At 36.3% G+C, this 13,175-nt stretch carries 15 protein-coding genes and 1 tRNA gene; 6 read left to right on the top strand and 10 right to left on the bottom strand.

The features are described from left to right. Window positions 1-53: 53 nt before the first annotated feature. Window positions 54-830, bottom strand: a complete 777-nt coding sequence (locus NsoK4_RS06155) for an SIMPL domain-containing protein (protein ID WP_211686158.1) — start codon at window positions 828-830, stop codon at window positions 54-56. A gap of 104 nt (window positions 831-934) precedes the next feature. Here NsoK4_RS06155 and NsoK4_RS06160 point away from each other — a divergent pair, with 104 nt between their 5' ends. Further along, the gene (locus NsoK4_RS06160) at window positions 935-1,591 is read left to right on the top strand and encodes a DNA repair helicase (RefSeq protein WP_211686161.1); all 657 of its coding nucleotides are present in this window, start codon (window positions 935-937) and stop codon (window positions 1,589-1,591) included. Here the strand turns inward: NsoK4_RS06160 and endA are convergent. Continuing rightward, window positions 1,588-2,151: a tRNA-intron lyase gene (gene endA, locus NsoK4_RS06165; RefSeq protein WP_211686163.1), complete on the bottom strand. Its 564-nt coding sequence runs from the start codon at window positions 2,149-2,151 to the stop codon at window positions 1,588-1,590. The two genes, NsoK4_RS06160 and endA, sit on opposite strands and share 4 nt — an antisense overlap. A gap of 97 nt (window positions 2,152-2,248) precedes the next feature. Between endA and NsoK4_RS06170 the strand changes: the two genes are divergently transcribed. After that, entirely contained in the window at window positions 2,249-2,761 is a 513-nt protein-coding gene (locus tag NsoK4_RS06170) for a 50S ribosomal protein L16 (RefSeq protein ID WP_211688975.1), read from the top strand. Here the strand turns inward: NsoK4_RS06170 and NsoK4_RS06175 are convergent. Continuing rightward, window positions 2,753-3,016, bottom strand: a complete 264-nt coding sequence (locus NsoK4_RS06175; protein ID WP_211686165.1) for a hypothetical protein — start codon at window positions 3,014-3,016, stop codon at window positions 2,753-2,755. The two genes, NsoK4_RS06170 and NsoK4_RS06175, sit on opposite strands and share 9 nt — an antisense overlap. Before the next feature lie 63 nt (window positions 3,017-3,079). Between NsoK4_RS06175 and NsoK4_RS06180 the strand changes: the two genes are divergently transcribed. After that, window positions 3,080-3,156, top strand: a tRNA-Gly gene (locus NsoK4_RS06180). On the opposite strand, the gene NsoK4_RS06185 is transcribed toward NsoK4_RS06180, so the two are convergent. Together NsoK4_RS06185 and NsoK4_RS06190 are read right to left on the bottom strand one after the other, a co-directional pair. Further along, a complete protein-coding gene (locus tag NsoK4_RS06185) occupies window positions 3,157-3,585 on the bottom strand; it encodes a hypothetical protein (protein WP_211686167.1) in 429 nt (142 codons plus the stop codon). Continuing rightward, window positions 3,578-4,906, bottom strand: a complete 1,329-nt coding sequence (locus NsoK4_RS06190) for a cation:proton antiporter (protein WP_211686169.1) — start codon at window positions 4,904-4,906, stop codon at window positions 3,578-3,580. The genes NsoK4_RS06185 and NsoK4_RS06190 overlap by 8 nt, the downstream gene beginning before the upstream one ends. A 391-nt stretch (window positions 4,907-5,297) precedes the next feature. Between NsoK4_RS06190 and NsoK4_RS06195 the strand changes: the two genes are divergently transcribed. Beyond that, window positions 5,298-6,833, top strand: a complete 1,536-nt coding sequence (locus NsoK4_RS06195) for a chemotaxis protein (RefSeq protein ID WP_211686171.1) — start codon at window positions 5,298-5,300, stop codon at window positions 6,831-6,833. On the opposite strand, the gene NsoK4_RS06200 is transcribed toward NsoK4_RS06195, so the two are convergent. Genes NsoK4_RS06200 through NsoK4_RS06215 form a run of 4 tightly spaced genes read right to left on the bottom strand, consistent with a single transcriptional unit; the run spans window position 6,830 to window position 11,081 of the window. Next, entirely contained in the window at window positions 6,830-8,872 is a 2,043-nt protein-coding gene (locus tag NsoK4_RS06200) for a cellulose synthase family protein (protein WP_211686173.1), read from the bottom strand. The two genes, NsoK4_RS06195 and NsoK4_RS06200, sit on opposite strands and share 4 nt — an antisense overlap. Before the next feature lie 54 nt (window positions 8,873-8,926). Beyond that, complete coding sequence (locus NsoK4_RS06205) at window positions 8,927-9,874, bottom strand: 4Fe-4S binding protein (RefSeq protein WP_211686181.1); 948 nt, start codon at window positions 9,872-9,874, stop codon at window positions 8,927-8,929. Between the two features lie 49 nt (window positions 9,875-9,923). Next, entirely contained in the window at window positions 9,924-10,235 is a 312-nt protein-coding gene (locus NsoK4_RS06210) for a hypothetical protein (protein WP_211686183.1), read from the bottom strand. Then, window positions 10,236-11,081: a sulfurtransferase gene (locus NsoK4_RS06215; RefSeq protein WP_211686185.1), complete on the bottom strand. Its 846-nt coding sequence runs from the start codon at window positions 11,079-11,081 to the stop codon at window positions 10,236-10,238. It abuts the gene before it with no gap. Between the two features lie 89 nt (window positions 11,082-11,170). Between NsoK4_RS06215 and NsoK4_RS06220 the strand changes: the two genes are divergently transcribed. Next, a complete protein-coding gene (locus tag NsoK4_RS06220) occupies window positions 11,171-11,986 on the top strand; it encodes an NAD(+)/NADH kinase (protein WP_211686187.1) in 816 nt (271 codons plus the stop codon). After that, window positions 11,976-12,473, top strand: coding sequence for an NOB1 family endonuclease (locus NsoK4_RS06225; protein ID WP_211686189.1), 498 nt, complete (start codon window positions 11,976-11,978; stop codon window positions 12,471-12,473). The genes NsoK4_RS06220 and NsoK4_RS06225 overlap by 11 nt, the downstream gene beginning before the upstream one ends. A gap of 1 nt (window position 12,474) precedes the next feature. Here NsoK4_RS06225 and NsoK4_RS06230 read toward each other — a convergent pair whose 3' ends face one another. Next, a complete protein-coding gene (locus NsoK4_RS06230; protein ID WP_211686191.1) occupies window positions 12,475-13,161 on the bottom strand; it encodes an ERCC4 domain-containing protein in 687 nt (228 codons plus the stop codon). Window positions 13,162-13,175: the final 14 nt, after the last annotated feature.

Below are 13,175 nucleotides of genomic sequence, written 5' to 3' on the forward strand. Positions count from 1 at the left end.
CTATCATAGTAGTTTTGGTATGACAATTTCCTATTAAAAAAATAAAAAAGAAGCTAGTTGCTTCCAATCAAGAAGATTACACTTGCAGTAGTTGAGATGTCTTGGTCAGATGAAAAGACAGGAGTTGATGATTTGAATGATGCGTCTTCAGCAATTGCAGTGGCATACATCGGAATTGGTGGAGGCATGCCAAACTCAGAAAGAGTAACTGCTTTTACACCAATGATTTTGTGGTTTAGTGGTGCAAGTGCATTTTCGGCTTTCTTTTTTGCATTGATTACTGCTTTTCCTAAAAGATCATCTTTTACATCAATTTGCTTTTGCGGAGACAGTGTAAATGCAACATTGTCAACCCTGTTTGCACCAGAAGATACAGCATTATCTATAATGTCTGCAGCCTTGCCAAGTTGAGTAGTTTCGACAGTGAGGGTGTTTGTTACACGATATCCGACAAGTTCTTGTGTGTATCTTTCAGTTTGTGGATCCCTGTAGTTGTCATAGACGGGATATATGCTGAGTCTTGATGTGCTAAGTTCATCTGAGGAGATCCCAAGAGATGTGATTGCATCAACAACAGAGTTCATTGAAGCAGAGTTTTTGCTTAATGCTTCTTTTGCAGTCTTTTCTTGGGTTTCCATTCCAAATGTAACCACTAACAAATCTGGCTCAACAGATGCAGTTGCAGTACCAGTAACAGAGATTACTTTTTCCCTTGATGGAAAAGGAGTAGTCTCTGCTTCTGCTTGGTTTTCTGCAAGTGTTAGATTTACAGCAAAGGCAAATACTAGAATTAGTCCTGCAATTGCTGGCAGTGTCACTTGTTTGTTCATACTCTCAAAGATTAAAAATTACTATTTATCAAATACGTCCAAAAGATACTATTTGATTATCAAATCATAGTTTCTTTAAATAATAAAATGAAAAATTTACACTGTTGGGATTAAGAGAGATCAACCTACTTGAAGAGTATCGTTCAGACAGAAACGACATTGTTGCAGAATTTTTCTTTCCGTGTCTTAGCAATTGTATTGAGTACGACAGATGCGTGGATTTGATATCAATTCAGACTTTGACTACAATTGCCATGGCATTTGATAATTTTACATCAGGCAAGGCCAAATTAAGAATGATTTGCGGTCACAGATTCAAGATTTCAGACCTGAATGTGCTAACCAAAGTATTTTCAGAAAAATATACCAAAGGATTTGAAGGAGTCCTCATCAAAGATACCAAAATCCAAAAGCTCCAAGACTTTGTAAACAACAACCAGATAGAGCTAAAGGTGGCAATTCCCAACTCAGAACAAATTGCAGATTCTTTTTCTGAAAGGATCGGGATATTTATTGACAACAATGATGATGCGGTTGCGTTTACTGGAACATCTAGAGAATCATTTTCAACGCAAACAAGAGATTTTGAATCAGTAGATGTATTTACATCGTGGAATGACAAATCAAGAGTAGACAGAAAAATCAAAGACTTTGAAGAATTGTGGTCAAACAACACCAAGCAAATAGATGTCTACGATTTCATGTATGCTGAGGAAAACAATCTGTTAAAGTACTCCTCAGAGTGGGCATTACATATTTAGATCTGAAAGGATTCCTCCAATCTAGATTTGTTTTCAAGAAAGTCCATTCTGTTAATCTTATAGTAAATCACTTCACCTCTTCTTTCAATAACTGCAATTACAGGTTCTTTTCCCATTTGGGTAATTTGTTCAATTTTTTTCTGGAGGTTTCCCATCTTTTCTTGTTGCCCTTCATTTAATCCAAAAATCAGAAATTTTGCACCTTTTTCACCAAACTGTCCTCGTTCATATACACGAAAATCAGAACCAAACCCAAATCCATCTTTGACAACATATCCTCGGTTTCGTAGATCTCGGTATATCAGGAATTTTGTAAGAGTTTGATCATCTTGTTTTTGACAAATCCCCATCATGGTATCAAAATCAATTTTCTTTTTTGACTTTTTGAGAATTAATTTATCAGAATACAAAAGAAATAATGTCTCAAATGATTTTAAGAATAATTTTTCATTTTCCAGGTCACCATATCCTTTTAGCTCTAACTCATGGATCATATTCTTGTTAGTGATACATGCCTGATCAAATATCAGTTGACCTTCAACAACAGGCGTTTCTTCCATAATTAAGAGAAAGTTGTGGTTTTCAATATAAGCATTGGAAGATAGGAAGGAACAATGTCTAACCGTTAAAATATGGGCATTTTGGTTTGAGTTTAACATGCATGGAGCAAATTACAGAGACGGTACGGGACAACCATTTACCAGAAAAAAGTACATCAAAGGTAAACCACAGATAAAAATTGCAAAATTCCAAGGTGGTAAGAGAGGTAATTACCAGTATTGCGTACAGTTACTCATCAATGAGAAAATTCAGCTTCGCCATATGGCAATTGAATCATGCAGACTAGCAGCCAATAAAACATTAGAAAAAACAACTGGTGAATCTGGTTATTATTCAAGATTGAGAATATATCCACATAATCTTCTTAGAGAAAACAAAATGATTGCTGCTGCAGGTGCAGATAGACTTCAAGAAGGAATGAGAAGGGCATGGGGCAAGGCAACAAGTTTGGGTGCAAGAGTAAGACAAGGACAATGCATTATGGAATTGTATGTAAACTCCGATGCACATGTGGATGCAGCAAAGAAAGCTCTCAAAGGAGCATGTGTGAAACTACCAGGAACACCAACAATCAAAGTGGTAGACTGGAAAGGCAAACCATCACCATAGATTTTCTAAACTAGTTTTCTGTGATTTAAGAAATTTTAAAAATTCATCAAATTCAGTTTTTGTCGGTTCTCGATTAAGAATTCTTTTTGATTGGTAGTAAAATGCATTGTACAATCTTCCCACTACAAGTCCAAGAAGAAATGGTTTCGAATCATCAATAGAAGAAAGACTTTCTGCAAGTTGTTTAATCTCATCTTTATTTGAAATAGTCTCTTCAAGTTTTTGCTGAATTTTCTTCATCAAATTTTCATCCATGATTGTCCTAAGATAAAATAGTTAAAAACAGTTTAATATCCAAATTCTACCTTTAGGGTTGTTGCAGTCATAGTACAGTTTGGTTAATATTCGAGCTTGCCAAGTTCGTGACCCGGGTTCGAATCCCGGTGACTGCACCATTACTTTTGATTATCTTGCAAGCCTTTTTCAATAATGTCTAAAGCATCATGTGCTTTTTCAGGGCGGGGGAGCTGAATCATAAACACATTTTCTTTCCCATAATTTGATTTTGGAGAAGAAATTGCAAGCATTGATGTTTTGGCAAGAGATTGAAAAAAATTCAAATGTTTATTTGCGTTAATCAACAGCCTTTCAACAATCCCACCTTCTGAAAATGTTAAAACAAGGCCAACAAAGACATGACCCAATCCATCTTGCAAAATATTTAGATCAGTGTTAATAGACAGAGGTTTTCCTGCAACCTTTGAGATAAGATCATCATATTTTTTTTCTTCCATAATGATGCAAGGAACATCATTTCCTTCAAAATCAAATGTCGTCACGTCATCATGACACTGTGCAAGTAAGTTTTCTAGTTCATCATTCATTGTCTTTTTCTTTTAAAAGTGGAACCACTTTGTCGCTTGCCTTTATTAAAAATGGAGAAAGAAATGCAGTAACTATTGAGATTATACCTATCAGAGGGAACAAAAATGCACTTACAGCACCAATATCAACACCAGCCTTTACAATTACAATTGAGAATTCACCCCTAGGAGATGCAAGGGTAAATGCAGAACGTAGAGATTTTCCCCTTTTTTGCCTGAAGATGAAATTTCCAAGCATGTTACCGCCAAACTTCATTCCAGTTGCCACAGCAATCAATGCAATAGCGATAAAGATGTAATTCTCAATTTGAGAGACATCCATCAATGCGCCAACTGAGATAAAGAAGATGGCAACAAACATGTCCTTTATTGGGCTTGCAAGAAGTTTGGAGACCTCAGCTGATTTTGATTCGGCTACCAAAACGCCTGCCAAGAATGCACCAATTGCAACAGACAGCCCTACAATATTTGCTAAAAGCGCATAGCCAAAGCACACCCCAAGTACACTCAAAAGTAAAATTTCAGAGTGTTCAGATGCTGCAACTCTGTCTATTAGAGGAGGGATCACCCTAGTTCCAACAGTAAATGTTCCAACAATCAATCCAGTTGCAACAATTACTACAACTACGATTGATTCTATCGATACACTTCCTACAAGAGCAATTGACTGTAACGATGAGATCAAAATAACTGCAATCACGTCCTCTACAATTAAAATTCCCAAAACAAGAATTGATGATTCTGTTTTTATTTTTCCCATTTCTTCTAATATTTTAACAATAATTGCAGTACTTGAGATGGATAATGCTGCTGCGATAAATAATGAATCCATAAAGTTTAGTCCGAATGCACTTGCTGCATAAAATACAGCACCTAATGTTGCAAACAACCCTATTGTCCCAACACCTACAGCTTCTCTTCCAATGCTTCTAATTTTTGCATACGGAAATTCTATACCAATTACAAAGAGCAACAAAATAACACCAATTTCAGAGAAGAGATTCAGCGCTGAGATATCAGATAAAATTCCAACACCTTCTAGCACATCAGACTGTGGGCCACCTTCAGGCAAAATCCAAGACCACAATGGAGATAGAGGTCCAATCAACATACCTGCAAATAGATAGCCAATAATCAAGGGCTGTCGTATTTTGAAAAAGGCCAAGGTCACAACAGCACCTATAATCATGATAAAAGCCAAATCAGTTACGAAAGTAGTATGAGGAAGTTCTGGGGTAATTTGTTCAATTAAACTAGATACGGTATTGTTAAGAGAGCTTTGAATTCCCGACGAGTCAATCTGCAATGCAGAATTTTGCATAATTTGTTTCATCAAATTTGTTTAAAAACAGTTGCGTAACTACAAAATCCATTCTAAATTTTCCATTGAAGGTCTTTATGCCCATTTATCATACAGCATAACGCAGGGTGATGAGTAGGTCAGCTGAATATTATGTAGAGATATGACCTGGGGTATCTGACTGCAATTTTGGTTACGTCAATATTACCCGAGTATTAATAGTACGGTACCATACCGTACTATATGATTCAATGTGAATATTGTCCAAAGGGATTTGTTGAAACAGCAAATGGTTTGGCTGAAAAGACCTTTCATGAGCTACTTCATGAACCAGAAGTTGTCAACAAGTAACTCTTTACATTTTTTATTTTTGACCTAACTTTTTTAACGTCAGATTTTCTTTTGATTAGATATGGCCACTAAAACTGCAAAAAAAGCAACCAGCGCTACAAAAAAAACCAGTACTGCAAAAAAAGCAACCAAAAGAGAACCAACACCAGCTGCAGTTCTTAAAAAAGTGGCAACAGTTTCAGATTCTACCAAAGCATTACAAAAAGAAATCAAAGTAATGACTAAAATTTTTGGTGAAAATCAAAAAGTCCTCGTATCCATGAAAGGTATGATTGATTCTCTAACATCAGCTTTAGAAAGCATACAAAAGCAATCAAAACAAATCAACCTATTAGAAGACGACACCCAGAAGCTATATGCAGGACTGAACCAAGTAAGATCACAATCAAACCTAGTTTCAAAAATTAACGATCAGACAGCCAAACTACAAGATGAAATTACAAAGATTACAGAATTGCAGAAATCATCACCAAAAACTACTGACATATCAAAGCAAGTCGAAGATAGTATGAGCTCCATTAGAAATAACTCCCAGATGATCATAAAGATTGCACAAAGAATCGACGAAGTAAGAGATGATCTAAGAAAAGTATCTGGAAAGACAGATTCATTTTTAGAAATTTCTTCAGAAATTGACAAATTAAAAAACTCCATCCAAGAGATATCAGGAAAAACCAATCAACTGGAAATCAGTACGCAAGTAGTTTCTAGCTTAAAAGATGAATTTGGAAAAATTACAGACAGTGTGAATTCAGTTTCAGGATTAAATTCCGAGCTTGATGCAATCAAGGTCACAATTGATTCAATTTCAGCTAAAGCATCAAAAATCGACTCTCTTGGAGGAGTGATAGATGCACTCAAACAACAGTTTGAGACAGTTTCATCTCAGGCAAATGCTGCAAGCAATATCAGCCAAGAATCGATTAAAGATCTGGCAGGAAAAATAGACAAAATAGAAACAGAAGTGGGCTCTTTGTCACACAGGGCAGATTCAACGGCATTTGTTGGAGAGAACCTAAAGTCAGTTCAAGAAGATTTTTCCAATTTCAAGCAAAACGTATTTGACAAAACAAACAGTATAGAGCAAAAAATTTCTACTGTAAATGAGACGCTAAAAAGACAAGATGCACTAACTGCTGAATTCCACAAGAAATCTGACAAAATATTTGAAGAGGTAAAATCAGTCAAAAATGTCACAAACAAGGCATCTAGTGATTCATCAAAAGAGATGATGGCGCTTCTAAAACTTTCAGAGTATCAATCTAACATCAGAATGCTTTCTGAGTCAAAGTATGGAGAGTCAAAGGATCTTGAAAACATGGCATCACAAACTGCAGATATTGTTAATTTGTTTGATAGAATATCAATAGAGTCTGGAGAAAAGATTCCATTACCACATGAAGTAAGACAATGGGCGGTAAGTAAAATTTTAGATTGTGCAGACAAGTGGGAGATAAGATTCAGCGATATTTTCTCAATTCTCTCAAATGCGCTTGGAAGAGATATGCTAAAAGAATCAATAAGAGTTCAACAAGTAAGAGACATTTACGGAATCAGAGCAGTAGATGAAATAAGAAAGGAACTGAATATTTCTTAGACACCAGTTTCGTCTGCTTCTTTTAGTTGTTCTTTCTTTCTCTTTAGTGCTGCAAATATTCCAATAATTGCTGCAATCCAGATTGTACTAAGAAGAACATTTGAGATGCTGACATACATGTACGGAGTTGCATCCATCAAGTTCGTTTTAATCAAAAGGGCCCTATCGCTAATATCCATCATTCCAGTGTGGTATGCAGAGCTGTCCTTTGGAATAGCAGAAATCTTTTGAATACTAGTTACAAGATAATCAACATCTGCTTGGATTCTCAAAAAGTTTGTAGATTCAGTAGGAAAAATCCAAACAGGGTTTTTGTTATTATCAGGCAAGTTATCTAGAACAATTGCCATGTCTGCATTAATTGCATTGAGATGGTTTTGGATTGCTACAGGATCAGAGGAGCCAATTATTCCATCAAGGTGTCCTCTCATCCTATCTAGAGGATAAATGTCAGTGTTATATCCATTAAATGCCATCACTGCACCAAATACAATAATTGCCAATATTCCAATCATAGATAGTTTGTAAACGGTGTTTGCCATCTTTTCGCTCTTAGATAGAATTCTTTGTTCACTTGATTTATTTCTTTTAAATCTCGTGTGTGACAGGCTCATGTATGCAATGTAAAAGAATCCAACTGTTTGCAGCCCAATTATGGGAACAAAAATAGGATTGTTTGAGAAAATTGCAACAAATATTCCAATTATTCCATAAACTCCAAAGAACAACTCCAGCAAAGTCACCTGAGAGAAAGGCAGGTTGTAGGCATTTGTTTTCCAGTCATCTTTTGTCTTTAAAATTCCATATTTCGGAGTTCTAAGAAATTCATTTTTCTTTCCAAGCACTGCATCAAACACTGCAACACTATTGTTTACAGACATGCCCGCATTGTAAACCAACAATGCAGGAAGTATCTTTGCCTTTGATTTCCACGACTTTTGATACATGCTTTGTATAATCATGATGTATGCACCAGGTCCCATTGCAAGATATGTTGCAATTGTCAATGCAGGGATAAAGCTTACAACATAAAGATTCATGTGAGATGCCAAAAGAATCGGCAAGGCAAGAAATTGAACCAACATTAAAGGATACACGATATGTCTAGTTAGCTGAATGAATGCCTGAACTTTGGCCTCAATTGCAACTTTGCGTTTGATTGCAATATCAGTTAGTAGTTTTATCGCACATTGGATTGAGCCTTTTGCCCAGCGAAACTGCTGGCGTTTTGCAGCATTCATCTGAACCGGAAGTTCTGCGTTAACTATAATGTCTGGCAAAAAGACACATTTCCATCCCTTCATTTGTGCACGATAACTCAAGTCCAGATCTTCAACTAATGTTGCAGTATGCCAGCCACCAGCATCTTCAATGCATTCTCTTTTCCAAATTCCTGCCGTTCCATTAAAGTTCATAAACAAATGAGAATTGCTTTTTGCTTTTTGTTCAATCAAAAAGTGAAAGTCAAGACTGAGTGCCTGTGCTTGAGTAATCGCCGAATAGTTTTCATTAACGTGTCCCCAGCGACATTGAACAAGCCCAATGTTTGATTTTGAAAAGTGTGGAATTGCTCGTTTTAAAAACCAGTTTGGAGGAATAAAATCAGCATCAAAAATTGCAACATAATCAGTGTCAGTTGTCTGCATTGCATATTTGAGAGCACCTGCTTTGTATCCTTTTCTGGTACCTCGTCTAACATGCTCAATTCGAAATCCTTTTTCCTTGTAATCATTTACAGTATTTCCCAATAACTCGACAGTATCATCATCTGAATCATCTAAAACCATAATTCGCATTTTTTCTTTAGGATAATCCAAATCACATACTGCATCAATCAATCTTTTTGCAACATACTTTTCATTGTAAATTGGCAGTTGGATTGTTACTGATGGAGTTCCATGTTCAGAAGTAAGCAGGGCATCTTTTCGTTTTCCTGAAAGATATGCAAGATAGTAAAAATTGCAAGTGTATGCAGTTATGATAATAGCTGATAGAATAAACAGATCGAAGATAAATTGTGTGAAAGGGTTTAGTGCCATATCCCTACTTTGTGAGAATGACTAATCGCTATTTATACTTGCAAAATTATTTGCCTATTTTTGCTCAAAGATCTTGATTGCTTGTGGTGGACATACTCCCTCACATGCAAGACAAAAGATACAATCAGGCTCTTTTGACATCAATGGTTTCTTCTCAGATGCAGGGTTTCCTGGAGTGTCAAACCATTCGTACACACCGACAGGACATGCTTCAATACATGCACCGTCTGCTACACAGATATCATAATCCACTGAAACGAATTCTCCCCAAACTCCAAGAATTGCGTTGTTAGAACCTCTTCTTCCCCATGTTTTGATAGTATGATCATTTGCAGTGTATGGAGCAGAAGGTTTCATTTTTGATTTGTAATCAACATCAATTGGTCCAGGTTTTGCACCGTCTGGAACTTCAATCTCGCCTTCATCTTCTTCAATTTCTTCATCAGTAGCTTCGGTTGGTTTTGGTTTTGCGCCAAGAACAATCTTTGCAAGAGGAGTCAACTCTTCGAGTCTTTTGATTGCTTGAGATTGATCTAGTTTTTCTGCTTTTGCAAGATAGGATATCATCTTGTCAGCAAGAATTGTGTTTCTCAGTATAGTATCAATTACCATTTTTGCAAAATGGTCTGCTTTCTTTCTGTAATCTTTAACCCAATTTGGATCTCCAAACTTTTCAATTGGGAAAATTTGATAAATAATATCAACAACTTCTCCTGTAACAACTTCAACAGTTACAGAGAGTTCAACTTCTTCGTATCCTTTTGCATCAGGATCATCCATGTTTTGTTCCTTCCAACGATATGTTGCAAAAATTCTGTCTGCATATGCATCCATCTCAAAGGCTTTCTTTAACCCCTCATGAACTGATTTGATTTCATTTGGGTCTTCAAGTTTGATTGGCAGTCTGTACAATCCAAGCTTGAAACCATGTAAAGGATAAACACCCCTCTTTGCAGTTGGTGCCTCCATAGACCAAACTCGATCTTTGAGAAGTAACGACATTTGCTTTGAATGGTTTGATTTTATTTAAAAAGGTTATCAGTCATTGTTATCAATCATTGTCATCAGGACAGGTAAGTTCACGAAGTTCTGTGTACTTTTTTTCCATTGCTTCTGCATGAACCATTACCTGATCTAGATCAAACTGTTCCTTTGAAAAATACCATCTTATCGGAACCCAATGCCCTATTCCATCCATATCATGAATCATACCCTTGTCTGCCTTGACATTTAGTTTCTCATCTACAGATGTTTCTTTTACAGTTAGGCCTCGCTTTGTCTTGTCTTCCATTATAAGATCAGACTCGCCGTCTTTGATGTAATAAAATGAGCCTTTCTTCAAAACAGGAAGGTCTAGTAGCATTTACTTTTCCACTGGGTTTCCTATCATGTTACCCCATTCAGTCCAGGAACCATCATAGTTTCGAACCTTTGGGTATCCTAGAAGATATTTTAGGACAAACCAGCTATGAGAAGAACGTTCTCCAATCCTACAATAACAAATCACATCTTTGTCAGGGGTAACTCCTTTAGGATCATAATTCTGTTTTAGTTCTTCAACTGATTTGAAGGTCCCATCAGCATCATTTACAGCAGTTGCCCATGGAATGTTGTTTGCACCGGGAATGTGTCCACCTCTTTGTGCATGCTCCATTGGATATTCTGGCGGTGCAGTGATTTCTCCTGTGAATTCTTTTGGAGAACGTACATCAACCATAACAGTATCTTCACGTCCAAGAGCACGACTCACATCAAATAGGTATGCACGAAGTCCATCATCAGGAGGAAGTGCTGCATATTGTGTTGGTGCAATTTGTGGTTCTTCAGTTGTGTATTCTCTATTTTCTAATTCCCATTTCTTTCTGCCACCATTCATAATCTTTAGGTTTTCATGTCCATAGTATTTGAAAACCCAAAAAACAAATGCAGCAAACCAATTGTTAAAATCACCATAAAGAACCACTTCAGAATCTTTGGCGATTCCATTTTTAGCCATTAATTCTTCAAATTGTTTTTTGTTAATGATATCTCTAGTAACAGGATCATTAATGTCGCGCTTCCACCAAATCAGACTAGCTCCTTTGATGTGACCCTTTTGATATCCATTTACTGGATCATAATCTACTTCAACTAATTTCCTATTTTCATTAGGAGGATTTTGAGATACCCATTCGGTATCAACTAACACTTCAGGATGTGCGTAACTCATGTTTTGTAAAATTTCGTTTTCATACTTAATTGTTTTCCGAAATGTGGCAAAAATATCATTTTTAAGTAAATGCCATCTACAAAAAATGATTGAAACTAAACAAAGTTGCAGTGGTATCAAAAGTAGGTTCCAAGGAATCTGAAGCTGCAGCAAAAGATGTTGCAAAAAAATTTCTAGCAAAAAAATCAAAGGTATTCACTATTGCTCCAGTCGAAGTGGAAGGGGCAAAAAAGATGGAATCCCTAGAAGAATTAAAGAAAGAAACCCTTGATCTTATCGTATCTCTCGGAGGAGACGGCACAACACTTCGAGTCTTTAGAAATATGATTAATGAGACACCGATTCTCACCATAAACGTAGGAGGAAATAGAGGGATCTTAGCGGAGATCACTATTGATGAAATTGACAATGCAATTGAGAGTATTCAAAAAGGCAAGTTCTTTTTGGACAAGAGAACAAGGGTTGTTGCATCATGTGGAGGAAAAGAATTTCCACCAGCATTAAATGAGATTTATGTTTGCAGAACTAATTTAACAAAAACTGCAGAAATCGAAATAAAATTCCAAAATGACACAGTAAAACAAAAAATGGATGGGGTAATCATTGCAACACCAAGTGGTTCAACAGGCCATTCCTTTTCACTTGGAGGTCCAATCCTGCATGAGAGTTTAGATGTTTTAATAATCACGCCAGTTGCTCCAGTTTACAGACTAGAGTCAATTGTTGTTCCTGATGAGAAGATAGAAATTATCTCATCGCATGATTGCAGTATAGTGATGGATGCACAGGTTGTAAAATCTGCAGGATTTGGAGAGCCGATAATTATTAAAAAATACAAAAAACCAGCTGTCTTTATCAGATTAAAGAAGCGTGGTTTAAGACAGATGAGTAAACTTGGATTTTAGAATTTTAGATGCTAGTGCATTTTATGCAGGGGTTCCATTTGGTTCAGAAGCTGATTGTTATACAACATCGTTAGTCTATGAAGAAATCAAACATATCAAAAAAAATCATGACGCGCTAGGAACTTTGCTTGAAACAAACAGACTAAAAATCATGGATCCTGATCCAGAATCAACAAGTGCTGCAGTTGCATCTGCAAAAAAAACTGGAGATTATCAGCAGTTGTCAAAACAAGACATTTCAGTAATTGCTCTTTGCATAAGTCTTAACGGCCAGATAATCACCGATGATTTTGCAATAACTAATGTTGCAAAAAATATCGGTTTGAAGACATCACCCATCATGACTGGAGGAATAAAAGATGTTGGGACATGGATACATTATTGCCCAGGATGCAGGACAAACCATACCAAAGGAAAAGAATGCCCAATGTGTGGCACTCCGCTAAAGAGAAAACTGCTCAAAGACGAATCTTCAGTTACACAATAAACTACAATTCGTGTAATGTTTTTTGATTTGAATTTTTTGAAAGACTGCTTTTTGATTCAAGAATTTTTTTAATTTTCTTTGCTCTCGTTTCTCCCAACCCCTCAACTTTTGCAAGTTCTGCAGTAGTTGCAGTGAATACTTTGAGTGGAGTTCCAAACTTTTCAAGCATTCTGACTGCAAACTTTTCGCCAATTCCAGGAAGACTGCACAAAGATGAGAGTTGTTGTTTTTGCAGATCGTTTGATTTTTTTATTTTTTTCAGATAAGGTCCCTTTGGAGATTCTTTTCTTGAGCACATAGAAACCAAGAGTTTGGCAGTATGAGTTGCACTAGGGGTTGGAATTACTGGAATTTTAAAGTCAATAACAACTGTAGAAACGGCACCATAGAAAATCAAAGGATTTTCTGCAATCTCTTCTATCTCGTCAACATTTCCTTCCATCAAAATTATAGGGTATTCAAAATGTTCTTTGAGTCTGGAGCACTGATCAAAGAGCCTTCCATCAAATACTGATGACAATAAATCACGAATACTTTTTCGCTCAACTACAGTTTCAGGAGCTACAATATAATCGCCTACAGGCAGAGTTTTCATCTCCAAGTTAAGACCAATGGATTTTAGAAGATCAGGAATTCCACTCTTTCTTTCCCTTTCATCTACAATAATTCTCAAATTTTCTAATTTCAACAATATTAGATAAA

Source organism: Nitrosopumilus sp. K4 (assembly GCF_018128925.1).
Lineage (GTDB): Archaea > Thermoproteota > Nitrososphaeria > Nitrososphaerales > Nitrosopumilaceae > HKST03.